Annotated in this window: 17 protein-coding genes and 4 pseudogenes; 8 read left to right on the forward strand and 13 right to left on the reverse strand. The window is 70.4% G+C overall.

Annotated features, from left to right (window positions below; genetic code table 11):
• Nucleotides 1-120: 120 nt before the first annotated feature.
• The 5 genes and pseudogenes from KI385_RS34115 to proY all read right to left on the reverse strand — a co-directional run.
• Nucleotides 121-696 carry a response regulator gene (locus tag KI385_RS34115; protein WP_128505117.1) on the reverse strand — a complete coding sequence of 192 codons (576 nt, stop codon included), beginning with the start codon at nucleotides 694-696 and terminating at the stop codon, nucleotides 121-123.
• Nucleotides 686-4708, reverse strand: coding sequence for a response regulator (locus tag KI385_RS34120; protein ID WP_238575908.1), 4023 nt, complete (start codon nucleotides 4706-4708; stop codon nucleotides 686-688). The genes KI385_RS34115 and KI385_RS34120 overlap by 11 nt, the downstream gene beginning before the upstream one ends.
• A 3-nt stretch (nucleotides 4709-4711) precedes the next feature.
• A complete protein-coding gene (locus KI385_RS34125) occupies nucleotides 4712-6976 on the reverse strand; it encodes a helix-turn-helix transcriptional regulator (protein ID WP_238575909.1) in 2265 nt (754 codons plus the stop codon).
• Between the two features lie 156 nt (nucleotides 6977-7132).
• Nucleotides 7133-7615 (reverse strand): annotated as a pseudogene (locus KI385_RS44710) (AAA family ATPase); the annotation flags it as partial.
• Between the two features lie 143 nt (nucleotides 7616-7758).
• Nucleotides 7759-8019 (reverse strand): annotated as a pseudogene (proY, locus tag KI385_RS34130) (proline-specific permease ProY); the annotation flags it as partial.
• 331 nt (nucleotides 8020-8350) lie between these two features.
• On the opposite strand from proY, the gene KI385_RS34135 reads away from it, so the two are divergent.
• From KI385_RS34135 to KI385_RS34145, 3 genes and pseudogenes are all read left to right on the forward strand, one after another.
• Nucleotides 8351-8536, forward strand: coding sequence for a hypothetical protein (locus tag KI385_RS34135; RefSeq protein WP_238575910.1), 186 nt, complete (start codon nucleotides 8351-8353; stop codon nucleotides 8534-8536).
• A 510-nt stretch (nucleotides 8537-9046) separates the two neighbouring features.
• The gene (locus KI385_RS34140; RefSeq protein WP_425357008.1) at nucleotides 9047-10381 is read left to right on the forward strand and encodes a PP2C family protein-serine/threonine phosphatase; all 1335 of its coding nucleotides are present in this window, start codon (nucleotides 9047-9049) and stop codon (nucleotides 10379-10381) included.
• A gap of 216 nt (nucleotides 10382-10597) precedes the next feature.
• Nucleotides 10598-10891 (forward strand): annotated as a pseudogene (locus tag KI385_RS34145) (transporter); the annotation flags it as partial.
• Between the two features lie 20 nt (nucleotides 10892-10911).
• On the opposite strand, the gene KI385_RS34150 reads toward KI385_RS34145, so the two are convergent.
• On the reverse strand, nucleotides 10912-11655 hold the full coding sequence (locus KI385_RS34150; RefSeq protein ID WP_238575911.1) for an alpha/beta fold hydrolase: 744 nt from the start codon (nucleotides 11653-11655) through the stop codon (nucleotides 10912-10914).
• An 83-nt stretch (nucleotides 11656-11738) separates the two neighbouring features.
• On the opposite strand from KI385_RS34150, the gene KI385_RS34155 reads away from it, so the two are divergent.
• A complete protein-coding gene (locus KI385_RS34155; RefSeq protein ID WP_238575912.1) occupies nucleotides 11739-12728 on the forward strand; it encodes a helix-turn-helix transcriptional regulator in 990 nt (329 codons plus the stop codon).
• A gap of 10 nt (nucleotides 12729-12738) precedes the next feature.
• Nucleotides 12739-12930: pseudogene (locus KI385_RS34160) on the forward strand (peptide-methionine (R)-S-oxide reductase); the annotation flags it as partial.
• A 505-nt stretch (nucleotides 12931-13435) separates the two neighbouring features.
• On the opposite strand, the gene glpK reads toward KI385_RS34160, so the two are convergent.
• Together glpK and KI385_RS34170 are read right to left on the reverse strand one after the other, a co-directional pair.
• On the reverse strand, nucleotides 13436-14950 hold the full coding sequence (gene glpK / locus KI385_RS34165; RefSeq protein WP_238575913.1) for a glycerol kinase GlpK: 1515 nt from the start codon (nucleotides 14948-14950) through the stop codon (nucleotides 13436-13438).
• Nucleotides 14951-14987: 37 nt separating this feature from the next.
• A complete protein-coding gene (locus KI385_RS34170) occupies nucleotides 14988-15755 on the reverse strand; it encodes an IclR family transcriptional regulator (RefSeq protein ID WP_238575914.1) in 768 nt (255 codons plus the stop codon).
• A gap of 162 nt (nucleotides 15756-15917) precedes the next feature.
• Between KI385_RS34170 and KI385_RS34175 the strand changes: the two genes are divergently transcribed.
• Complete coding sequence (locus KI385_RS34175) at nucleotides 15918-16343, forward strand: ATP-binding protein (protein ID WP_238575915.1); 426 nt, start codon at nucleotides 15918-15920, stop codon at nucleotides 16341-16343.
• Nucleotides 16344-16456: 113 nt separating this feature from the next.
• Here KI385_RS34175 and KI385_RS34180 read toward each other — a convergent pair whose 3' ends face one another.
• From KI385_RS34180 to KI385_RS34195, 4 genes are all read right to left on the reverse strand, one after another.
• Nucleotides 16457-17743, reverse strand: a complete 1287-nt coding sequence (locus KI385_RS34180; protein WP_238575916.1) for an NPCBM/NEW2 domain-containing protein — start codon at nucleotides 17741-17743, stop codon at nucleotides 16457-16459.
• Nucleotides 17744-18217: 474 nt separating this feature from the next.
• Entirely contained in the window at nucleotides 18218-18877 is a 660-nt protein-coding gene (locus KI385_RS34185) for a 4'-phosphopantetheinyl transferase family protein (protein ID WP_238575917.1), read from the reverse strand.
• Nucleotides 18874-19830, reverse strand: a complete 957-nt coding sequence (locus tag KI385_RS34190) for a metallophosphoesterase family protein (protein WP_238577972.1) — start codon at nucleotides 19828-19830, stop codon at nucleotides 18874-18876. The genes KI385_RS34185 and KI385_RS34190 overlap by 4 nt, the downstream gene beginning before the upstream one ends.
• Nucleotides 19831-19891: 61 nt before the next feature.
• Entirely contained in the window at nucleotides 19892-21505 is a 1614-nt protein-coding gene (locus KI385_RS34195) for a PucR family transcriptional regulator (protein ID WP_238575918.1), read from the reverse strand.
• A gap of 244 nt (nucleotides 21506-21749) precedes the next feature.
• Here KI385_RS34195 and KI385_RS34200 point away from each other — a divergent pair, with 244 nt between their 5' ends.
• Nucleotides 21750-22283: a type 1 glutamine amidotransferase domain-containing protein gene (locus KI385_RS34200; protein WP_238575919.1), complete on the forward strand. Its 534-nt coding sequence runs from the start codon at nucleotides 21750-21752 to the stop codon at nucleotides 22281-22283.
• Between the two features lie 19 nt (nucleotides 22284-22302).
• On the opposite strand, the gene treZ is transcribed toward KI385_RS34200, so the two are convergent.
• Nucleotides 22303-24078: a malto-oligosyltrehalose trehalohydrolase gene (treZ, locus tag KI385_RS34205; protein ID WP_238575920.1), complete on the reverse strand. Its 1776-nt coding sequence runs from the start codon at nucleotides 24076-24078 to the stop codon at nucleotides 22303-22305.
• 196 nt (nucleotides 24079-24274) lie between these two features.
• Here treZ and KI385_RS34210 point away from each other — a divergent pair, with 196 nt between their 5' ends.
• The gene (locus KI385_RS34210) at nucleotides 24275-24820 is read left to right on the forward strand and encodes an FHA domain-containing protein (protein WP_238575921.1); all 546 of its coding nucleotides are present in this window, start codon (nucleotides 24275-24277) and stop codon (nucleotides 24818-24820) included.
• Nucleotides 24821-24837: the final 17 nt, after the last annotated feature.

The raw sequence follows: 24837 nt of genomic DNA on the forward strand, positions 1-24837 counted from the left end.
GGTGGTGGAGGAGGCGGGGACGGGCCGGCGCCGGTGTACCGCACCCGCCCGGCCGGCGCGGGTTACGTCAGGCGAGCAGGGGTTACTCAGCGTGGCGGGCTGCTCCCGGGCGTCGTGCGCCTACCGCTCCGACGTCACGGCCGCGAGTTGCTGAAGCTGTCGTGCCAGACGGCCGACCGAGTCGGTTTGCCCGGCGACCTGGTCCAGGGCTCCCGCCGGGAGCGCACCGCCGGCCATGGCCTGCACGGCCTCGGTGAGCTCGGCGAGCGCCTTTTCCACCTGCTGGAGCCGGATCTTCAGCAGGATGTTGTCGACCCTGGAGGTCAGCAGGAGATGGTCCAGGGGCTTCGGCAGATAGTCCTCGGCGCCCATTTCGAGGCAGCGGATGACACTGTCCAGCTCGCCGACGGCCGACATCATGATCACGGGCGTGCGGCTGAGCTGCTGATCGTGCTTCATCAGATCGAGCGTCGCGTAGCCGTCCATCCCCGGCATGAGGATGTCGAGCAGCACCACATCGAAGTCGCTCTCCCGCAGCATCTGGAGAGCCTCGAGCCCGTTCTCGGATGTCGCGGTCTCAAGCCCGGCCATTTCCAGGCGATAGGTGAGCATCATGCGGTTCGTGCGATCGTCGTCCACGACCAAGATGCGCCCTTTCCTTTCGGTTCTGTCCGTCACGGCGTTGCTATCGGTCATGGCCAAGCTCCGCTCTCTGGGCGACCAGCCCGTCTCTCGCAGCGCGGTACTCCCCTTCGATGCGGGTCACCAGCGGTGCTGCTGCGCTGGGATCCCCGCTGGCGCCGATGTCCTCCGCGTCCTGGCACGGCCGGACGAGACGCGGGAATCCAAAGGTGTTCGCGTGGGACTTGAGCGTGTGGGCCGCTCTGCGGAATTCGCTTCCGTCCCCCTGGTCGAGGCTGCGGCGAAGGCTTTCGATCAGTTGGGGGGAGTCCTCCAGGAAGGCATCGATGAGCTGGCTGACGAATTCCTTGCCGAAGGAGCCGACCAGGCGCTCGAAGGTGGGTTTGTCGAGGACGGGCAGCGCCGACGCCTCGGTGCCGGCATCGGCGCCGGCCTCTGGCTCGGGCTGCGCCGTCTCCGGGCCGGCTGCGGGCGGTACCGCTCCCGGCTCCCCTGCGGGCGTCGCTGTCTCCGGGCTCCGTGCAGGCTGCGCCGTCTTTGGACTCCGCGCGGGGGGACCGAGGGGCACACGGTCGAGTGCCTCGGCGAGATCGACGCCGCGCAGGGGCTTTCTGAGGTAGTCGTCCATCCCGGCGGCGAGGCAGGCGTCGCGGTCCTCACTCATCGCATTGGCGGTGAGGGCGATGATGTACGGCCGTTCCGCGGCGGACAGGGACTGGTGGATCTGCCGGGAGGCGTCCAAGCCGTCCAACACCGGCATCTGTACGTCCATGAGGACCACGTCGTAGCGCGTGTGCTGCAGTGACTCCAGAGCTTCGGCTCCGTTGCCGACGGTATCCACCGAGTGACCGATCTTCCGGACCATCCGCACGATCAGCTGCTGGTTCACCAGGTTGTCCTCGGCCAGAAGGATGCGCAGGGGAGCGAGGCGGCTCTCCTTCACCTCCGGCCGCTGTGCCGTGCGGGACGATTCGACGGGCACCGTGACGCCGAGCAGCGTGCGGCAGAGGTCCGTGTAGAGTTCGGCCGCCCGGATGGGTTTGGTGTGGTATCCGGAGAACTCCGCCAGACTCTCTCGGGTCGCCATGGGGCGGCCAACAGAAGTCAGCAGGTACAACGGCAGCTCTGCCATGCTCCGGTAGCGGCGGATTTCTTCCGCGAGCATGACGCCGTCCATGTCCGGCATCTGCATATCCAGAATTCCGATGTCGAACGGATCGCCTTGCCGGACCCATTCGAGGGCCTCCCGCGGGGATCCGGTGGCGCGTACCACCATCCCCCAGGCGCTCGCCTGGCGCGTGAGAATCATCCGGTTCGTGGATTTGTCGTCCACGACCAGCAGGTGTCTTCCTCGGAGCTCGATACGGGAGACCACCTGGCTGGAACGCATCGCTTCGGGAATTTCTCGCGTTTCCACCGTGAAGTGGAAGGTCGACCCCACGCCCAGTTCGCTCTCGACCCACATCGTGCCTCCCATCAGCTCGGCCAGCCGCTTGCTGATGGCGAGTCCGAGTCCCGTCCCGCCGAAGCGCCGGGTGGTGGACGTGTCGAGTTGCTCGAAAGGCCGGAACAGCTGAGCCAGGTGGTCCGCGGCCATTCCGATTCCGGTGTCGCACACGGAGAAGTGGAGGCGCATGATGCCGTCCGTGTCCTCGGAAGCGGGCTGGTGGAGCGTCTCCGGCGGCTCCGGGAAAGAGCCCGATTCCGCGTCGGCCAATGCGGCCCTGAGGACGACTTCGCCGGTTTCCGTAAATTTGACGGCGTTGTTGAGCAGATTGATGAGGATCTGGCGCAGCCGGTCGACATCTCCGATGATTTCTTCCGGCAATTCCGGATCGATGATGTAAGCCAAGTCGAGGTCCGGCTTCTCCGCGGCCATCGGAGTGACGAAGTCGAAGGCTGATTCCACACACTGTCGAAGCTGTAGCGGCTCAAGCCGGAGATCGAATTTTCCGGCCTCGAACTTGGAGAAGTCGAGGATGTCGTTGATGATGGTGAGCAGGCTGTTACCGCTGTTCTGGATGACATGAGCAAATTCGGCCTGCTCGGCATTGAGCGGGGTGTCCAGCAGAATTTCGGTCATGCCGATCACCGCGTTCATCGGCGTGCGGATCTCATGGCTCATGGTCGCGAGGAACGCGCTCTTTGCCTGGGTGGCGACCTCTGCCGCCTCCTTGGACGCCTGGAGCTCCGCGGCAGCGCGGGACCGTTCCAGTACCCGTCCGAGCTGGGTGCTGACGTTGAGCATCAGCCGCAGCAAGGCGTCGTTCGGCTCCATGGCCTCCGGGGTCAGGAAGTCGAGGACCGCCGCGACGTCCTTCCCGATGACGACCGGGACGGCGATCCGGCCTCTCACCCCGGCACTCTCGGCGACGCCGAGCGGCGTCGGGCGAGGCCCGGCGGACCCCGCGGTGATGTCACGTATCCAGGCGGGGCGGCCGGTGGCGCGCACCGTGGCGGGCAGGCCCTTCGGCTCGTACAGTCCGGCTGCTGCGGCGATGTCGTGCAGCGGCACCCGCAGGTTCTGCTCCTCGACGTGCCGGATGGGTGACGTGGTGAACTCCGGATCCGGAGTGGGTCGGCCGGTGCGGGAGCCCGAGCCGGACGTGGACTCGACGAGGTGGACGTGGCCGACCGGCCACCCCATGTGCCGGCACACCAGGTCCAGGACCGTCTGCACCGCGTCCTCCCAGCTGTCCGCCTCGTTGGCGGCGGCAGCCACATGCTGGAGGAGGCCGAGCGACTCGGTCTTCTGGTTCAGCTCCGCGGTGCGCTGGCGGACCTCTTCCTCGACGGCGGAGTAGCTCTCCTGGAGCCTCCCGGCCATGACGTTGAAGGCGGTGGCCATCGTGCCGACCTCATCGCGGCTCCGTACCGTCGCGCGGCGCGTGAGGTCGCCCGCGGCCAGAGCCTGCGCGGCGTGCACCACGGCCGCCACATTGCCGGTGATGCGTCGGGAGAGCAGCGCGGCCACCACGGTGATCACGGCGAGGACTGCGGCGATGCCGGCCAGGACCCGCAGGTTGCGGTCGTGGAGGTTGTCCAGGCGGGCGTTCAGCATGTGGTCTTCCTGGTCGAACAGGGCTTTCCACAGGTGCGAGTTCGCCCGGATGGCGCCGGCGGCCTGGGCCTGCCAGACGGCCCGCGGGAGCGCACTCCGGTCGCTGGTCGTGAACTGCCGGTTCGCGGTGCCGGTCACCTCGCGGACCGACGAGGTGGCCTTGGCCAGCAGGGGCTGGATCGCGGGGCGGAGCCCGGTGTGGGAGGTGGCCCCGAACGCCCGGTTCAGATCGCTGTTGAGCTGGAGGAGGTTCTGGTTGAGCACCGTGGTGTCGTAGGCGATGCGTACCCGGTTGCCGGTGGACCGGTCGCCCTGGGCCAGTATCGAGTCTCCCCTCTCCGCCATCTGGTAGAGCTGGTTCATCATCTGCGGCTCGCGGAGCAGCAGCCCGGCCATCGTGTAGTACGTGTCGAGGTCGGGGTCGAGAATCAGCTTCGAGGTGTCGCCGACGTAGGAACCCAGCGCCAGCAGGTTCCCGATGAGCCGGGTGTACCGCGGCACGTCGGCGCGGACGTCGGACGGAGCAGACGCCAGCCGCGCCCAGTCGTGGCGCAGAGCCGCGGGCGCCAACCGGCTCTTCCCCTTGGCGGAGAGGTCGGGGACGGTCGTGTGCAGCGGCTTCCGCAGTCGCTGGTCGACCTGCATGAGCGCCGTGAAGTCCGCGCTGACGGCACGGTCGGCTGCCGCGATGCGGCTCCTTGGTACGGGCTCTCCGGTGATCTCGCGGTGCAGCAGCGCACGGCGGTCGGAGACGTCCTGCACCAATGCGCTCAAGGGACGCAGGTACTGGACGCCGTCCAGCTCGGTCCGAGCAAAGTAGATCTTGCTGTTCTGCTGGTCGACCAGGGAGAACGTGGCCACCCCGAGGGGGATCATGAGGGCGATGCAGAGGGCCAGCAACTTGTGCCAGATGCGGGGCGCGAAGCGCATTCTGCGGCTGCTGCGGGCTCCGCCCTGCGGTCCGTCCGGGGCTGGGGGTGGCTTCGCGTCGGGCACGGCGGACATGAGTCACTCCGGTTCGTCCGCTGCGTGGGTCTGCTCCGACAGCGCGCCGAGCTGGCGTCGGCTGGTGACGCCGAGCTTCCGGTAGACGCTGGACAGGTGGACCTCCACGGTCTTGGCCGTGACGAACAGCTGCTGCGCGATCTCCCGGTTGGTGTGCCCGGCGACGGCGAGGTCGTAGACCCGTTGCTCACTCGGTGTCAGCGACTGCAGACCGGTGACCGCGTGGCGCCGCGGGCGAATTCCGGCCACATGCAGCTCGTCCAGGATCTGCTGGACGAGGGGCGCCGCGCTACGGGCCTCGGCGATGTCCAGGGCGTCGCTGAGCAAGGTCCGCACCTGGCTCCGTACGCCGTGCCGACGCAGCGCCGCGCCGTAGTCCGCCAGCGCCTTGGCGTACTCCAGGCGGGCCGGGGAGCCCTCCAGCCGGGTGACGGCCTGGCGCAGTAGACCGACGTCCGCGTCGCCCTCGCTCAGCGTGCCGGCGATGCGCAGCGCGCGGCCGAGGGCCCGGGGCGCACTCCAGTAACGGGCCAGTCTGAGCTCGGCGTCGGCCATGGTCCTGGCCTCCTCGTCCCGGCCGAGCAGATGCAGGCACAGGGCTGCCTCCGACCGCCAGGGGACGATGGCGGGGTTGTCCCCGCCGGCCGCGCTGAACGAAGCGCCCGCGGCCAGCGCGGTGTTGAGGGCCTCCGTCGTGCGGCCCTGGAGGCGCAGGAGGTGGGAGCGGCTGTACAGCACGTAGTACATCAGCCCGGTGAGCGGCGCGGGATCGGGAACTCCGGTCCACTCCAGTGTGGCCTGCGCCCGCGACAGCGCACCCTGCTCGATCTGCACCTCGGCCTGGACGGGGCCGAGGACCAGCCGGCGCAGATCCAGCGAGGACGCGTCGACGGTGTGCATCGCGTCCGAGGCGTCCGCGGCGGCCTCGTCGAGATTGCCCTGGTACAGCCACGCCATCGCGCGGTAGACGAGAGCCCCGGTCAGGTCGTTGACCGACCCCTGCCGGTGCGCCTGCTCGACCGCGGCGTCCAGACTGCCCAGGACCTCCCTGCGGTCGGCGCTGATCAGGGCCAGCCAGCCGAAGGACAGCGACATCTGTCCGTCGGACGGCCCGGCCGGCGCGTCGTGGAGCGCGCGCTGCGCCCGGACGACCGCCCGCGGGTCGCCGATGACCGCGTCGTGCCCGGCGATGACGCAGTCCAGGTACCGGCCGCCCATGCTCTCGCTCGGTTTGGGGGAGCGCAGCGCCGCAACGCGGCCGAGGATGTCCTTACGCAGATCCGGCCGGCCGGGTTCGTAGAGCGGGATCGAAAGGATGCAGGCGTTCAGCTGGTAGAGCAGTTCGGTGTCCTGCGGTGTCGTATCGGCCAGGGCCTGTTGCCAGATCGCCAGGGCTTCTTCGGCGCGCCGCAGCGCGAGCAGCGCGTCGCCGAGGGACAGTGCGATTTCGACGCGCTGCCGGGACGGCCCGGCCAGCTCGTGTGCCTCCGTGAGATACGGAACGGCTGCCGCGCTGTCCACCCGCCGCATGGCGCTGCCGAGGGCGAAGAGAAGGTCGAGCCGGTCACCGGTCGGCGGGGGCTCGGCCAGGGCGCGGCGCAGATACTTCGCCGCGGTCTCCGGGGAGCCGCGGGCCAGGGCGCTCCGCGCCGCCGACCACAGCAGGGTCACGGTCTCGGCGTCCCCGGAGGGCAGGGTGCGCAGCAGGTGCAGGGCGACCTTCTCGATCTCGGCCTTGGAGTCCCGGAGCAGGTGCGCGGCGGTCCGGTGTGCGCGGTGGCAATCGGCCGGTGTGATCTCCTCGTACACGGCGGCACGCACGAGCGGATGGACAAACCCCCACCGGGGGTTCATTACGTCCGACGGTACGGCGGTGTGGAGGATCTGGGCGTGTTCGAGGCTCTTCGCCGCCTGAAGTGCCTCGTCCCGGTCAAGCCCCGCCAGCTCCGCCGCATGACTGAGGTCCGCACCGTCCCCGAGCACCGCGATGGCGCAGGTCAGTGGCCCACAGCTGTGGGGGAGGCGCCGCATCCACATCGCCACCCGCCGGGCGATCGCGCGCGGGCCCAGGGCGTAGACCTGCGGGATGTGCGCGGCGGTGGGTTCGACGTGCTCGGCGGCGAGTGCCTCGGTGAGCTCCTTGAGCAGGAGGGGATTCCCGCCGGTCGCGGACCAGCAGGCGGAGAGGAAGTCGTCGTCCTCCGGTTCGGGTGACCCGGATTTCGCGAATTCACTGATGACGAGCGAGGCCGATGCCTCGGCACTCAACCTGGACGGAGAAACGAGCACCGAGGGCGCTGCGGTGACAATCTGGTCGAGTGTATGCGACTGGGAATTTGTTTCAAATGGTCTGAGGGTTCCCACCACGCAGGCCGGGATATCCTCAAGGCGTGGCATTAGATAATCAAGAAACTTCAGCGAATCGCTGTCCGCCCAGTGCAGATCGTCGACCGCAATCATGAGGGGCTGCTCATCGCAGATATCTGCGGTCAGCCAGTACAGCCCATGAAGTATGGAGAAATCCCCGCCGGGGGAGCGTTCGGGAACCACTCTCTTCAGTACGATCGCGGCCTGGCCTGCGGTGCCGGACAGGATACGCTGCCGATTTTCCACCGTCATCCGTGCAAGGAGCGGTTCGAAGAGCTGCCGCACCACTCCGAAGGGGAAGTCGCTCTCGAATTCCGATCCTCGCGCGCCGGCCACCTGAAAACCGGCGGAAACAGCGATCCGCTTGGCTTCGGACAGCAGACTGGTTTTTCCGATTCCGGGCGCACCCTCGATCATCACGGCTTCTCCATGGCCGCCACGGGTCGCATCCATCGCCGCCCGCAAGACCTTGAGCTCGCCGCTTCGCTCGTACAGTCCAGCCATATGCGGCATACATTCCAGTATGCGCGACAGGACCATGGGGATGCCTGTTCCCGAGTGCCCGTGGACCCGGTGCAGCCAGGGATTCAACGGGCCGTGCTCCTCCCGGGCGAACCGGCCGCGGCGCTCATTCGCCGGGAGGTCGACCGCCTGGCCGCGCAGCTCAAGCAGCTGGAGGATTTGGAGGAGAAGCCGAAGGTCAGTACGCCGACGCCGATCACGATCAGGGCGGTGATCGCCACGACCTTGATGGTGGCGAACCAGAACTCCAGCTCGCCGAAGAGCGTGACAGGGACCAGGTTCGCGACGAAGAGCACGATCAGGGCCCCCGCGGCCGTGGCCCAGACCGGGACGGCGGGCCACCAGTAGGCGATGTAGTAGCCGGCCGCGGTCACCTCGGCCATGCATGCGGCGACCCATGCGGCCCATTACGACCAGCCGGTTTGCGCGCTTCCCTGACATCGTGGACGCCGATCCGCTGCGGGTTCCGGTCGACACCCGGGGCGGCGGGATCTCCGGCCACGAGTCCCGGCGTCGTCTGATGCACGACCACCGCATCATGGTGGAGGGTCGCCACCGACTCGGCGATCGTCGCCGTGGTCGGCGCGGGGGCGGGGCCGGACACCCACCGCTTGCTCCGGGCCCTGCGCGCTCTCCCGGCCCCGCTCGGCGAACAGGCTGCGGCTGCCCGCCCCCGGACCGGTCGCGCTGACCGCCCGCAAGGGATTCCTCGCGCCCAGCCGCAGCGTCCCGGCCCACGAGGCCATCGGACGGGTGTCCGCCGACACGCTCGCCGCGTACCCACCCGGTATCCCCAACGTCCTGCCGGGCGAGGTCATCACCGCCGAACTCGTCGACTTCTTCCACCGCCCCGCGGCCGTGCCCAATGGCCACGTACGGGGCGCCGCCGACCCGGCCGTGACGACGCTGCGCGTAGTGGACACAACCGCTGGTGCGTGAGGCATCTGCGGGCGGCGGTGCGGCAGGTTCGCACCCTGCCGAGGGCTCGGACCTGCGCAGCACCCACCTGCGGGGCACCCGGCGCGAGACTTCGCACGATGTGCCGCCACCTGTACGGCCAGGGAACCTCGAACCTCCGCAGCTCACTGGGGGACGGCAGGACCGGCGCTGGTCTGCGGCTCCGGTCGGAGACCCGAATCGACAGCCAAGCCCATATCTCGCTGACGGGCCGTCAGGTCATCGAGCGCAGACCCGGCAGCGCTGCGGAACCCGGGTCTGTTCGGGTATGGCATGTCACTTCTGGAACAGTGGGCGGGGGTTGGGCTCTTCGACCGTGCCATGCTGTGGTCGTGGCCTCCGACGTTCCGTTCAGAGGTGAAGTAGGACCTTCGCCGATCCCCGGCTCTGCGCGGCGATCACCGACCGGCTCACAGGCCCCCTCATCCAGAGCGGCTCCGACTCCTGCCGGCTGAAGGCCACCCGGAACGAGGGCCGATCCACCAGGGGCTCATGATGGCCAAGGACGACGAGGAACCACAACGGCCGCCCGTCTCCGATCTGGGGCGACTACAGGAGGCCGAGCTGGGCGATATCGCCGAGCGACTGCGGGAGCTGGCCGCTACCAAGGACCGACTGCAGGGACTGCTGTACGCGGTGCTGGCCATCAGCCGGGAGCTGGAACTGTCGTCCGTACTGCACCGCATCGTCACCACCGCCATGGACCTGGTCGGCGCCCGCTACGGCGCCCTGGGGGTACTGCACGAGTCCGGCGAGTTCCTGGAAGAGTTCATCGCCGTCGGACTGACGGAGCAGGAGCGGGACGATCTGGCCGAGGTGGAGTTCCCGCACGGCCGTGGCGTGCTCGGACACCTGATCCGCCACCCCGAATCCCTGAGGGTCGAAGACATCCGCTCCCATCCGGCCTCGGCCGGGTTTCCTCCCGGCCACCCCCGCATGCGCACCCTCCTCGGGGTGGCCATCAGCGTCCGCGGCGAGATCTACGGTGACCTCTACCTCTCCGAACGCCACGACGGACGCCCCTTTGACGGAGCGGACGAGGAAGTCGTCGTCGCCCTCGCCGGCGCCGCCGGCATCGCGATCGAAAACGCTCGTCTGTTCGGCCAGATCCGCGACAGCGCCGAGACCTTCCAACGCCTGCTCCTGCCCACCCTCCCAGACGTGCGGCCCTTCACCGCCGCCGCGATCTACCGGCCCGCCGCTGAACCCAACCGTTTAGGCGGGGACTGGTATGACGCCGTCATCCTGCCCGACGGAGCCGTCGGTGTCGTGATCGGAGACGTCGTCGGCCACGACCTCCATGCCGCCGCCGCAATGGCTCAAACCCGCAGCATGCTCCGAGCCCTGCTCTACGACCGCCGCACTCCACCCAGCAGCATCCTCACCCAACTCGACCACACCCTGCACGCCACCACCCCCAACCCCATCACCACGGCACTGCTGGCTCGCATCGAACCCCGAGACGACGGCTGGTCGCTGCACTGGAGCACCGCCGGACACCTCCCCCCACTGCTGATCACCGCCGATCAGCGAGCCGAATACCTCCGCGCCGACCCCGGCATCCCACTCGGAATCAACACCGCCCACGCCCGCCCCGACCACAGCCGCCCCCTCCCCGCGGGCGCCACGCTGATCTTCTTCACCGACGGACTCGTCGAACACCCCGCCCACGCCATCGACGAGGGGCTGGACGCCCTGGCCGCAGTCGCCACCACGCACGCAGACCAGCCACTGCAAGACTTCGTACAGACCCTCGCCGACCACCACCCGAGCGACGGCCACGACGACATGGCCATCCTCGCTCTGCGCACCCCACCCGCCACCTGACATCGCTGCATAAGGCGGGCCCACAGGACGCCACTCGATCGGGGTCACTGCCGACCTCATTGCCGATTCACACCTGCGGCAGGGGCATCCCGCTCCACCAATGGAGCAATGGGACTCGTGATCAACTTTCCGGGGCGGCTCTCATCGACTCTGTCGGAATCAGCCTGTGGCACCAGCGAGCTGTCCCACACGACGAAGATCGGTGTGGCCGAAGTCATGCCGCGCCTTGCTGAGGTCGAGGCGGATGTGCAGAGACTCGTCGAGGAGAACATGAAGGCGATGCCGGGCGTCACCTTCCTCGCGAGCGAGTACGTGATGGATTGCGTCGACGGCGGACGCATCGACCCGCTCGGGATCGATGAGAACGGGGCGCCGGTCACCGTCGAGTACAAGCGCGGCACTGACACCGGCGTGCTCAACCAGGGCTTGTACTACCTGTCCTGACTCACCAGGCACAAAAGCGCCTTCGACGGCCTGATCCGCGACCGGCTCGGGGTATCAGCCGCGGCCCACGAGCGCGAACATGCCCGTCAGCGTACGGAAGAGACGACTTCGTCGAGGGTATCGGCGAGTTCGACGGGCCTGGACAGCATGGGCCAGTGCCCCGTGGGCAGATGGAAGTGCCGCCACGGTGACTGGTTGAGGAAGGCCAGCGTCGGCAGCGCGGCATCCAGCAGAGCCTTGGCGTCGTTGCAGGCGACCACCACGCGGTCCACGTCGGGGCCGAACTCAGCAGGACCGGTGAGCCGCTGCTCGAAGGTGCGGAACGGCTGGGGCGTGGCACGGGTACGCAGGAGGTCGCGCTGGTCCTCGTCGAGCCCTTCGATGCTGCTGAATGCGCCGAGAAGCCCGAACGGCGGCAACGGGAGCCGCCATCCGCCTCCGTGCTCGGCAACCTGCTCGCACAGCTGGTCCACGACATCTTCCGGCATGACATCGAGCAGGCGCGTGCCCTCGCTGAAGGGAGCGCTGTCGAGATAGACCACGCGCTCCAGCCGCGGCCCGAGGCGGCCCGCAGCGCCGGTGACGGGGACCGCCGCGTAGCTGTGCGCCACGAGGGTGACGTCCCGCAGATCCTGTTCCATGACGAACGCGGTGATGTCGTCGATGTGGGTGTCCAGTCCCACCTCCGGGGTGGCAACGTCGGATCGTTCGCCCAGGCCGGTCAGCGTCACCGGCAGCGCCGCGTGGCCTCGCTCGCTCAGCGCACGGGCGGTGTCCTCCCATGCCCAAGATCCAAGCCAGGCGCCGGGAACGAGTACGAAGGTAGCCATGCGGATTCTCCTTGGATTTAAGGGGTTGAGGCGAGAGTAGAGTCCATACAGGACAGTTTCCGCCCTGAAACCACGAGTGATCCATGTCATATCCCTTGACGCGCGTACTGGCCCTGCTGGAGCTCCTCCAGACACACCCAGGACTGACCGGCACGCAATTGGCCGACCGTCTGGGGACCGACGTCCGCACCGTGCGGCGCTACGCGGCGCGCCTGCGCGAGCTGGGCATACCCGTGGAGTCCGTCCGAGGCCGCTTCGGTGGGTACCGACTGGCCCGCGGCTACCGGATGCCACCTCTGATGCTCACCAACGAAGAAGCCCTCGTGGTCATGCTGGGCCTACTGGCCGGCGAACGTCTGGGCATGAGCACCACCGCCCCAGCCGGCGCCGGCGCCCTCGCCAAGATCGAACGAGTGCTCCCCAACGCCCTGCGTGAACCACTCGCCGCCATGCGGGACACCGTGGACTTCACCGCCAACACCGTGCTCGCACAGGCCCCTCGGACAGGCATCCTGCTGACCCTGGCGCAGGCATGCCGCTCCGCTCGTACCGTCGGCCTGCACTACCGTTCCTGGCACCAGGAACACACAGAGCGCGACGTCGATCCCTACGGCGTGATCTTCCACGCCGGCTGCTGGTATCTCGTCGGTCACGACCACCTCCGTGACAGCCTGCGCACCTTTCGCATGGACCGGATCGCATCCGCCACGCCCAGCGCCAGCACCTTCACCGCCCCCGACGACTTCGACCCGGTTACCTACCTCACCGCATCCCTGGCCCGGACACCCTCCCTATGGCAGGTCGAGGTGCTGATCGATGGCCCTGTCGACGACATCTCGCGCCGGCTGCCGCGCACGATCGCAACCCTCACCTCCACACCCACCGGGGTACTGCTGCGCGCGCAGGTCCAACGGCTGGAGTCCATGGCCCACCTGCTCGCCTCCCTGGAATGGCCCTTCATCATCCGCAGCCCCGATCAACTGCGCCAGTCCCTCAAAGACCTGGCCCAACAGCTCATGACCGCCGCCGAACGACCACCCGAGGACAACAGCATCCTGCGCCGAGGAATGTGAATCCGCGAAGCATGACGGCTGGCCGTCCTTCTGCGACCCCAAGGCCTCCGACGCCGTCGAACTCCTGGAGGACCGTACCCACGGCATGGTCCGCACCGAAGTCCGCTGCGCCCGCTGCGGCTCCCACCTCGGCCATGTCTTCGAGGGCGAGGGCTACCCGACCCCGACGGATCAGCGGTACTGCATCAACTCGATCTCGCTGTGTCGACGCAGCGATCTGGCAAACATGCAGGTCAGGCTGGGTCGGCCCCCTTCGGGGCCGGCCTCGCTGTCGTGCCGGTTGCTGGATCCGCGCTGGATTTCCTGACGTATCGTCATCCGCCGTCATCCCTGGTCATCCGTACCGCTGCTGGATCGGGCCGGCGGGGCGTCAGCGGGATAGGGCGCGTCCGTCCGGATTCCGTCGCTGGGGGTGGCGAAGGCTGGTGGCGCGGCCGTGTGTCGTATTCCCGGAACGCCGGTCGGGGCGGCTGTGAAAGTCGTCCGCCGCGAGATCGACAGCAATGATGACGTGCTGGTGACCGTGGCCCGGACCCTCGCCTCCGCATTCCTCGACCACATGGCCCGTGACACAGGACGGCACCTCATGGAAAGCCACGGCCACCTGCCCTGCTCCGTGCCGGGGAACCGACGGGCGTGCCGGCGGGCTCACGACATGGCCCGCCGGTGGCCGGTTCGACCGCGCCCCGAGCTGGGGAGACGAGCCGTCAGGGCGGGTTCGGCGGTGCGATCCAGCCGAGCGAGCGCTCGACCGCCCGCTTCCAGTTCTCGTACTCCGACTGCCGCCGCTGGGGGTCCATGTCCGGCAGCCACTCGGCGGCCCGGTGCCAGTTGCGGCGCAGGACCTCCAGGTCGGGCCAGTAGCCGGCGGCGAGCCCAGCGGCGTAGGCGGCGCCCAGGGAGACCGTCTCGACGGCCATGGGGCGCACCACGGGCACGTCGAGCACATCAGCCAGGAACTGCATGAGCAGGTTGTCGGACGTCATGCCGCCGTCCACCTTGAGCACCTTCAGGGCGAGCGAGGAGTCGGCGTTCATGGCGTCGACCACCTCCCGGGTCTGCCAGCCGGTGGCCTCCAGCACGGCTCGGGCCAGGTGCTCCTTGGTGATGTACGAGGTGAGGCCGACGATGACCCCGCGGGCGTCGCTGCGCCAGTGCGGCGCGTACAGGCCGGAGAACGCCGGGACGATGTAGCAGCCGCCGTTGTCCTCGACGGCGCGTGCGAGGGTCTCGATCTCGGGGGCGGTGCTGATCAGCCCCAGCCGGTCGCGGAACCACTGGACCAGCGCGCCGGTGACGGCGATCGGGCCTTCGAGTGCGTAGACCGCGGGCTGGTCCTCGATCTTGTAGGCGACGGTGGTGAGCAGTCCGTGCCGGGACCGTACGAGTTCGGTGCCGGTGTTGAGCAGCAGGAAGCTGCCGGTTCCGTAGGTGCACTTCGCCTCGCCGGGGGCGAAGCAGGTCTGTCCGAACAGCGCCGCCTGCTGGTCACCGAGCGCCGCGGTGATACGGACGCCCGGGAGGACGGAACGGGCGGCTCCGTAGGTCTCGGCCGAGGAGCGGATCTCCGGGAGCATCGGGCGGGGGACCCCGAAGAACTCCAGCAGCTCCTCGTCCCAGTCGAGGGTGCTGATGTTCATGAGCATGGTGCGGCTGGCGTTGGTGACGTCGGTGAGGTGTATGCCGCCGGCCGGCCCGCCGGTGAGGTTCCAGACCAGCCAGCTCTCCATCGTGCCGAACAGCACCTCGCCGTCCTCGGCGCGCTGCCGCAGCCCGTCGACGTGGTCGAACAGCCAGCGGATCCGGGGGGCGGAGAAGTACGTGGAAGGGGGCAGGCAGCAGCGCCGGAGGAAGAACTCGTCCCCGGGCCGGCTTCTGAGCTCCTCGACCAGCGGGGCCGTACGGGTGTCCTGCCAGACGATCGCCCTGCCCAGCGGGGTACCCGTATGCCGGTCCCACAGCACGGTCGTCTCGCGCTGGTTGGCGATCCCGATGGCAGCGACCTCATCGGGGCCGACATCGGCGTCGGAGAGCGCCTGCGGCACCACGCGCTGCAGGGTGTGCCAGATCTCGACGGCGTCGTGCTCGACCCACCCCGGCCGGGGGAAGTGCTGCTGGTGCTCCCGCTGGGCGACCGACACCAGCCGACCCTGGTGGTCGAACAGGATGCATCGGGTGGAGGTGGTGCCCTGATCGATGGACATCACATACCGCTCAACCATGATCAGCCTTCCGTTGCGGTGCACGAGGCGGCGGGGCTCACCAGCGGGCGGCCCCCAGATCTCTGGAGATCGCCCGGGCGGCATGGCGGACCTGGGTGACCAGCGCCGTCTGCGGGACCCCTTTGGCGTCGCAGATCCGCTCGACCGTGCCGGAGATGCCGATGGCGCCCACCACGAGGCCGCCGTGGCCCCGGATCGGCGCGGCGACGCCGGCCTCGTCCGTGACCATCTCTTGTACTTCGGCAGCCCACCCGAGCTCCCGGACCTCGGTGAGCGCCCGGGTGAGGCGCTCCGCGGTGATCAGGGTGTGCCGGGTGTACGCCTCCAGCCCGGCCTCCACGGCCGGCTCCAGGGGCACACTGCCGAAGGCCAGCAGCACCTTGCCGAGCGAGGAGGCGTGCAGGGGCAGCAGCGCGCCCACGTCCAGGGTCTGGAGGGTGTCGTCGGGGCGGAAGACGTGGTGGACGATGAGCACCTTGCCCTCCAGGGGCGCGCCCAGGCGGACCGCCTCCCCGCTGCGGGCGGCCAGGGCGTCGGCCCAGTTGATGGAGCGGGACCGCAGCTCGTTCACGTCGAGGTAGCTGGTGCCCAGGTGCAGCAGCGCGGCCCCGAGCTGGTACTTTCCGGTCGCCGGGTCCTGCTCGACGAAGTCGATGTTCTGCAGGGTGCGCAGAATGCCGTGGGTGGTGCCCTTCGCCAGTCCGAGGGACGCGGCCACCTCACCGAGCCCGAGCCGACGGGGCCCGCTGGCGAGCAGACGCAGGATTGCCGCCGCCCGTTCGATCGACTGGACCGGGCCGGCCATGGGGCAATCGTAGTCCCGCGGTCGGCATCTGCCGAAGGGATGAGCCCTCCGCAGGTCGACGTTCGGTAATGCCGACCGATGTTCATTGACCGCCTCCGCCGTCCCCCCATAGCGTCCCTCTCAAGCCCGGCGTCCAGCCGGTAGAGCCCCGGAGGAGGAGGCATGACGGCACAGCTTGACGCGGTGGTTCGGGAGGCGGTCGAACATGTCTGTCCGCTGCCGCACATCCCCGAGGCCGTCTCGGTCGTACGCCGGCGGGTGCGTACGGTCCTGGCCGACTGGAACCTGGCCCCGGACCTCGCCGAGGACGCGCTCCTCGTGATCTCGGAGCTGATCACCAATGCGGTCGTCCACGCCCTGCCGCCGGCGGCGCTGCGGCTGTCACGGGTCGGGGCCGACGGGCGCAGCGCCCTGCGCGTCGAGGTCACCGACGCGGGGCCTGTGGCGGCGGACGGGCGGCCGGCCGTCGAGCCCTACGCGGACGAGCACGGCCGCGGGCTCGGCATCGTCACCGCCCTGTCGGCCGAGTGCGGCACGCGGGTCCACGCGGGCGGTATCACACGGTGGGCGGAGCTCCTCGCCGCGTGAGCCGTGAGGCCCCGGCCGGCCGGGACAGCGCACGCACGACGAGGCTCTTGCGGGCGGCGTCCCCCGTCCACGGCGGGGGGGTGCTACCTGATCCGAGCGCTGTGGACGGCCGCTCAGCTGCAGGTGATGCGGGGGCCGGCCCAGTCGGCGTGGTCGGAGTTGTTCCCGTTGCCGCCGTCAGTGACCACGAGCCGCAGCTTGGTGCCGCCGGTGAGGTCCGCAGTGAGGTGCTTCGCGGATTGGTCGACCGTCATCAGCCCGCTGTCGGCGACCTTCGTGCCGTCCCGGTAGATCTGGAAGACCACTGAGCCGTTCGCGCCCACCTCGTCGTCGATGCCCACGTCCACGCTGAGGGCGGAGCAGGTGCCGCCGAGGTTGTAGGTGATCTCGCTGTCGGCGTGGGCCCCCAGGCCTTCGGGGTAGCCGGCTCCCTGGATGGTGAGGGGGCGTCCGTCGATACTGCGATTGAGCCTCACCGGCCCCCAGCCGCTCTTGCTGGAGGTCCACGGCCGGGCGCCCAACGCGGTGGTGTGGGCGGTCGACGGGTTGCCCTCGGTGTCCGGGCGCCCGGAGGGCGACGGCTTCGCCGACGACGAAGGCCGGGAGCTCGGTTGCGTCGACGCCGTGGTGGGGGTTGCGGTCGGTGTGCCCGACGTCGAGCGGGGGGCGGTCGCTGAGCTTCCGGGAGAAGCCGTCGACGGCTGGTCCGGGGTGGGGGCCGAAGAGAGACCGGACCCCCCGGGGCCAGGGGCCGAGGCATCGTGGCGGGCCGGGCCGAGCAGGGGGCCGACGGATATGGCAACGCCGGCCAGGACGGTCACGGCAACAGCGAGCATGACGATGCGCGCCGGTGAGCGTCGGGATACCTGGGCCTTGCGCGGTTCGGCGGACGGGTTGCGCCCCACGGGGCGCGCGGCGGCGGAGTGTTCGCCGCCGGTGGAGGACTCCTGTTCGGCGCCGGAGGGATCGGGTCCATCCCCCGGGTGCCGGCCGGCCAGCCAGGACGCGAAGTCGTCGCGCAGCTCGGTGCTTCGGGATTTCCGGTGCCAGGCGGCGGCGGTGTGGCGTACCGCCGCCAGCAAGCTGCCCCGCCAGGCCGCACCGGGATCTTCTCCCGGGTCGTGGGACCGCAGGACGCCGGCGATGGCTTCCGCCGCCAGATCCGCTGCGGCCTGGGAGGACCCGCAGCACTCGCGGGCGAAGGCCAGTACGGCGGCGTAGTGCCGGCGGTGGAATTCGTTGAGGGCTTCCTCGCCTGCCTCGGCTGCGCCGCCCGGAGCCGGCACGCCACACGGATCAGCCGCCGCCCGGCCGTCGATCAGGGCTGCCGCACGGATGCGCTGGACCAGTTCGGTATCGGACAGTTCTGTCCCACCGATTGTGTCGAATTGCTCATGCATGGTGGGCTACTGACCCTTCAACGTCCTGACGATCAATGAAAGTACCGTAAGGCGTGGACGGATGCGGCGGCCGGCCCGTTGTTGCCGCCGACCGGTGGTGGAAGGACGGATGTTGATGCGGTGTGACGTGGTGGAGAGCGCATTCGCGAGTTGCGATCTTCCCATGCTCCGGGGGCCGTTGATGCCGTGTCCCATGAAGCGAAATGGGGCTGGCCGGCGGCGAAGGTGACTTCGACGCATGGGCGGTCGTCATTCATGGTGAGCGCCGAAGGGCAATGCCCGGGGGCTGACCGGATGCGTGTGAATCGACATATGAGCAAAGCCCGTTACACCGTGTCGGATGTCCGCGAGCCCGCCGGTTTTTGCGCGTACGAGCGCGGAATCGGCTACCTGGACGCCGTGGGATGGGTGAGCGGGCGCGAGAGGTCCAGGCCCCCCGCGCCCGCCGCACCCCGTCCCTCTCACACCATCAGCTCACGCCATCAGCGCTATGGCCGTCACCACCAACCCCGAGCCGATCAGCCAGCGCCCGCCGAATTCGGTGAGTTCGCTGCCGTCGACCACGGGGCCGGGGACGAGGAGGCGGGCGGTGAAGGTGGCGTTCGTGGGGTCGAGGGTGAGCAGGGCGTCCTCGAAGCCGAGCCAGCGGCCGGTGAGCGGGTACCACGCCTTGTAGACGCTCTCCTTGGCGCTGAACACCAGGCGGTCCCAGCAGACTTCGGGCTGCAGGGCCGCCAGCCGGCGGAGCTGGGCGCGCTCCTCGGGGAGGGTGATGAGGTCGATCACCCCGGGGTCCTCCACGGGCTGGTGGGGCTCCGCGTCCAGGCCTATGGTCACCGCGTCCGTCGAGCGGGCCACCGCGGCCGCGCGGTAGCCGGTGCAGTGCGTCATCGCGCCGACGATGCCGGCCGGCCACTGCGGCGCCCGGCCGGGGCCGGGCAGCAGGGGCGCGGGGGCGATGCCCAGCTCGGCGAGTGCGCTGCGGGCGCAGCCGCGTACGGTGCCGAACTCCTGCTGCCGCCGGGGGACCGCGCCGGCCACCAGCGCCCACTCCTCGGGGTACATCTCGGACACCGGGGCGTCGTGAACGGCCGCGGCGGTGGCTATCGGCGCCGGCAGCAGCTTGTCGATCATGCGCGGGTCCCTGTGGTGTCGGAGGCGACCGTGGTCGGCGTGGGGAGGATCTGGACCGGCCGGCCCGGTGCGCCGGAGCGGCGCCGCCATTCTCGCGGGTAGCCGAGCGACACCTCCTGATGGGGCACGCCGTCGCAGATCAGCAGCCGAGGGATGTGGAGATGGCCGTAGACCACGGCGGCGGCGCGGAACCGGCGCGGCCAGTCGGCGGTGGCCTCCGTACCGCACCACAGCGCGAACTCCGGGTACCACAGCGGCCGGGTGGGCTCACGCACCACCGGCCAGTGGTTGATGAGCACGGTCGGCAGCTCCTGCGGAACGGCGGCGAGCCGGCTCTCGGTGGCCGCCACCCGCGCCTGGCACCAGGCCTCCCGCGTCGGATAGGGATCCGGGTGCAGATGGAACTCGTCGGTGCACACCACCCCGGCCTCCTCGGCCTGGGCGAGCGCCTCCTCCTTGGACGCCATCCCCGGCTTCCGGAAGGTGTAGTCGTAGAGCAGGAAGAGCGGCGCGATGACGGCCGGGCCGCCCGCGCCCTGCCAGACCGGGTACGGGTCCTCGGGGGTGAGCACGCCCAACTCCCGGCAGATTTCCACCAGATGCTCATAGCGCGCCACGCCGCGCAGCTGCACCGGGTCGTCTGCGGGCGTCCACAGCTCATGGTTGCCCGGCACCCACACCACCTTGGCGAACCGGTCGCTGAGCAGGGTGAGCGCCCAGCGGATGTCGGCGACGTACTCGCCGACGTCGCCGGCGATCAGCAGCCAGTCGTCGTCGGACTCCGGCCGTAAGCGCTCGACGATGTCGCGGTTCTCCTGATAGCGCACGTGCAGATCGCTGACGGCCACCAGCGTGCCGTGCCCGTCGCCCCGTGGGGAGCCGGGCGCGGGCGCGGCGGTGGGGCCGGGGGTGCCGGCGGCGCCGGGCGCGAGGGTGCGGATCTCGTAGGTCACCATCGAAGTAAAGACGGTGCGGGGGCGAGAGTGAAGGGCGGACCGGGCTACGGGGTGTCGGTCACCGGGCCGGCGGTGGCGGAGCGGTTCCTCGGCGCGCCGGACGTGACGAAGGCGGCGGGGCCGGCCGTCCACCGGTCCCGGTGGACGGCGCGCCGCCGCGGCGGATGCGGGTGGCCAGCCACAGGTCGAAGCGGTCGTCGGGGTCGTCGAGGCGGCGGCCGGTGAGTTCCATGGCCTTGTCGAGGCGGTTGCGTACGGTGTGCCGGTGGACGCCGAGCCGCCGGCTGGTGGCGTCCCAGGCCCCGCCGGTCTCCAGCCAGGCGGCCAGGGTGGCGATCAACTCCTCGCCGTTGTCCGCGAGATCGAGCGGGCCGAGCACGGTGTCGGCGTAGCCGTGCAGCGTACGGCGGTCGCCGAGATCGAGCAGCAGCCGGCTGGCCTGGCTCTGCCGGGCCTCGGCGGGCTCACCGCTCGACCGGCTGACGGCGAGCAGACCGGCCGCCTGGCGCAGCGACACCCGTACCGCTTCGGGGGCGGTGGCCGGGCCGATACCGGCCGGGCGCCGCGGGGCGAAGCGGGCGAGCACATCGTGGATGTCCAGATCCTCGCCGACCACCGCCTCGATGAGCCCGCCGGTCGGCCCGTCCGTGACCCTGACCAGGCCGCCGGGCATCGCCAGCGCCAGATCGGCGGCCACCTCCTGCGCGGCGCCGTCCGCACCCCCGGCCCCGCCCTCCGTCTCCACCACGACGCCCCGCACCCGCTCGGAGGTCAGGCCCACCGAGTGCAGCATGTCCCGGGCCCGGTCCGCGGACGGATCCTCGTCGGCCAGCAGCTCCGACAGCAGCGCCGACCTGCGGCGACGCTCGGGCTCGTCGCGCAGATGGCGGCGTTCGAGCTCCAGGGACAGCAGCGAGACCAGGCCCGGGACGACCGAGCGGGCGGCGTCGTCCGGGCGGCCGGTGAGCAGCAGCAGACCGCGCAGCCGCCGCGCGCCCAGCGGCTGCACCTCCAGCTGTCGCGCCCCGGCCGTGCTGGACGCGCTGCCGCGCAGCCCGCGCGCGGCGACCCGCTCGATCAGATCGCGCGCCTGCGCCAGCGACGTCCCCTGCTCCCGCTCGCCGGCCGCGAGCAGCCGCCCCAGCGGGTCGAGCACCGCCGCGCCCACGCCGGTGGCGGCCGTCCACTCCTCCAGCATCGGCCGCAGCCCGCCGCCGGTCGCCGCGGCCGTAAGCCGCCGCTGGGTGGCGAACGCCCGGTGCAGCACCTCGCGCTGTTCATCGGCCCGCGCGTCGAAGACCGCCTTGGTGACGGCGATGAACGGCACCTCGTCCGGCACCGTCAGCAGCGGCAGCCCGGCCTCCTCGGCCGCGGTCACCAGCGGCTCCGGCGCCTCCTGGTACGGCAGCCCCTGCCCCAGCCCGAGCGCCAGACACGCGGCCCCGCCCTCGGCCACATCCCGGACGTACGCCCGGCAGGCGGCCGGCTCCATCGGCAGCAACAGGCCGATCGTCATCAGGAGTTCGCCGCCCTGCAGCCACTTCCCCGGCGTCAGCAGATCCGAGACGGTCGCCGCTTCGATCGTGCGGGCCAGCAGCCGCGGTGGCACGTCATAGGTGACGGACAGATTGAGGGCGCGCCGGGCGAGGAGGTCGGAGATCTGCAGTGGCATGGACATAGTGTCCATCACATATCTACGGAATGGACGATCGGGCGATCGAGTCCGGGCGGAGGTACCCCCAGATTCGCACCACCGTGGCCCAAGTAACCGGTATGGGTGAGGGGCAGACCGTCCGCCGGCGCCGTCCAGCGGATGAGCGAATGCGGTTCGTCCCGTTATGGTCGGGAAGTGGGACGGCGGGATCCCGTGGATCCCGCCCGACTTCCCGATCCATACGAAGGGACGTGATCGCGCTGTGCAGGCGGCGTTTCTGGTGGCCCATCAGGGCACCGAACAGGTCGAGCTGACCAAGCCATGGCGGGCGGTGACCGCCGCGGGTGGCACCCCGAAGTTGGTCTCCACCTCGGCGGGGAGGGTGCAGGCGTTCCATCATCTGGACAAGGCGGACACCTTCCCCGTCGACCTGACCGTGGCCGAGGCGACCGCGGCGGACTTCGACGGCCTGGTGCTGCCCGGCGGGGTGGCCAACCCGGACGCGCTGCGCCTGGACAAGCGGGCGGTGGCGTTCATCAAGTCGTTCTTCGACGCCGGGAAGCCGGTGGCCGCCATCTGCCACGCACCCTGGACGCTGATCGAGGCCGATGTGGTGCGCGGCCGCACCCTGACCTCCTGGCCGAGCCTGCGGACCGATATCCGCAACGCGGGCGGCACCTGGGTCGACGAACAGGTCAACATCTGCACCGCGGGACCGAACACGCTGATCACCAGCCGTAGGCCGGCCGATCTGGACGCCTTCTGCGCGGCGTTCGTCTCGGAGTTCTCCCACTGATCCACCGGCAGCGGCCGCCCTACGGCCCGAGGATCACCACCGACTCCGGTGGCAGACGCAGCACACCGTCGACACCGGGCAGATGTGCCTCGGGCCAGCCCGCCAGCGCCTCCAGCCCGGCGCTGCCGCCGTCGCCGACCGGAATGGCCGCCGTGGCCTCCCGCCCGAGATGGACCGCCACCCGCAGCGGCCCGCGGCGCAGCAGCAGCCAGCGGGCGTCCTCGTCGTAGTGGACGTCGGTGTGCCGTGGCTCCGGGTCGGTCAGCGCGGGCAGCTCGCGGCGCAGCGCCAGCAGCGTACGGTGCCAGGCCAGCAGTGCGGCATGCGGTGCGCGGGCCGGTTCGGACCAGTCCAGGACGCAGCGGTCGCGGGTGGCCGGGTCCTGCGGATCCGGCCAGTCGCCGGCCTGCCCGGTCCATTCGTGCGCGGCGAACTCGCGCCGCCGCCCGGCCCGTACCGCCTCGGCCAGCTCCGGATCCGTGTGATCGGTGAAGTACTGCCAGGGAGTGGTCGCACCCCACTCCTCACCCATGAACAGCATCGGTGTGAACGGCGAGCACAGCACCAGCGCGGCGGCGCAGGCGAGCAGGCCGGGGGAGAGGCCGGCGGCGAGCCGGTCGCCGAGCGCCCGGTTGCCGATCTGATCGTGCGTCTGGGCGTAGGCCAGCAGGCGGTACGCGGGCGTCACCCGCAGATCGAGCGGCGCGCCGTGCACCCGGCCACGGAAGCTGGAACAGCTGCCGTCATGGAAGAAGCCGCCGGTCAGCGTCTTGGTGAGGGCGGCGAGCGGGGCGCGTGCGAAGTCGGCGTAATAGCCCTGGGATTCGCCGGTGAGCGCGGTGTGCAGGGCGTGGTGGAAGTCGTCGTTCCACTGGGCGTGCAGGCCCTGGCCGCCGCTCTCGCGCGGCGCGGTGGTGCGCGGATCGTTGAGGTCGGACTCGGCGATCAGGAACAGCGGGCGGCCCAGCTGCCCGGCCAGCCCGTCCACGGCGGCGGACAGCTTGGTCAGGAAGTGCGGGGTGTGGTCGTCGTGCAGCGTATGGATCGCGTCCAGCCGCAGCCCGTCGAGCCGGTAGTCGCGCAGCCAGGAGAGCGCACTGCCCAGGAGATAGCCGCGCACCTCCTCGCAGCCGGGGGCGTCGAGATTGACCGCCGCGCCCCAGGGCGTGTGGTGGGTGTCGGTGAAGTACGGCCCGAATTCCGGGAGGTGGTTGCCGGACGGGCCGAGATGGTTGTGCACCACATCGAGGATGACGCCCAGCCCGTAGCCGTGTGCGGCGTCCACGAACCGTTTGAGCCCGTCGGGCCCGCCGTACGGCTCATGCACCGCCCAGGGGGCGACCCCGTCGTACCCCCACCCATGGGTGCCCGGGAACGGGCAGACGGGCATCAGCGAGACATGGGTGATCCCCAGGTCGGCGAGGTGGCGCAGCCGTGCGGCGGCGGCGTCGAAGGTGCCCTCGGGGGTGTACGTCCCGATGTGCAGCTCGTAGAGGACCGTGCCGGGCAGCGGGCGGCCGGACCACGGATGCCGCCAGTCGAACCGGTCGTGCTCGACGACCGCGCCGGGCCCGCCGGGGCCCTCCGGCAGCCGGGCGGCGCGCGGGTCGGGGAGCGGCGGCCCCCCGTCGAGCCGGTACGCATAGCGGTCGCCGTCGTGCGCCGGTGCCTCGGTGCGCCACCATCCCGCCCGGCCGACGTCGCGCTCCATCGGGATCGCCGGCTCATCGGCCCGGTCCCCCGCCCATTGGAGAGCGACCTGCCCGGCGCCCGGCGCCCACACCTCGAACAGCATGGCCGTCCTCCTTCGTTCGCTCCCGGTCCAGACGACCAAAGCATGTCGTCGCGCCGCCCGACAGCCCGACGTGGCGGCACGGGCCGACATCGCGCCATCACACTGGGCCGTTCCGGCGAGCCGGCGTGCCCGCCCGCAGCGCCCCGCACGCCGACATCGCCTGGACAGCGGCTCGCGGTGGCCCGAGAATCACGGCATGACTTCGCTCGAGTTCCCCGCGCACCCGGTGCGCCCGTCGGACGCGGACCGGGAACGCGCCCTTGACCTGCTGCGCGACGGTGCGGCGCAGGGACGACTGTCCCAGGACACCTTTCTGCGTCGGCTGGAACTCGTTCTCACCGCCCAGCAGCGCTCCGAACTCGACCTGGCCACCGCCGACTTGGAGAGCCGCGGCAAGGTCCAGGGCACGCTGCTGAGGGTGGTCGGCCGGGTGTCGGCGTTCCACATCCGGGTGCGCAGGGCATGGCGCATGGAGCGGCTGCCCAAGCTGCTGTTGCCGGAGCCGGGCCCGTTCCCGCTGCTCATAGGCCGGGCGCCCGGCGTGGGCCTGCGCCTCAACCACGACACGGTCTCCCGTGCCCACGCCGAACTCCGCAGCGCCGGCAAGGGCTGGCTGCTGCGCGACCTCGGCTCCACCAACGGCACCTGCGTCAACGGCCGCCGGGTGGTGGGCGAGGTCCCGGTCGGACCCGGCGACCACATCACGTTCGGCCGGGTGGATTACGTCCTGACAGAGCGTTGAGCCGGGCCGCGGCCCGG

The sequence above is a fragment of the Streptomyces inhibens genome, from assembly GCF_022221585.1.
Lineage (GTDB): Bacteria > Actinomycetota > Actinomycetes > Streptomycetales > Streptomycetaceae > Streptomyces > Streptomyces inhibens.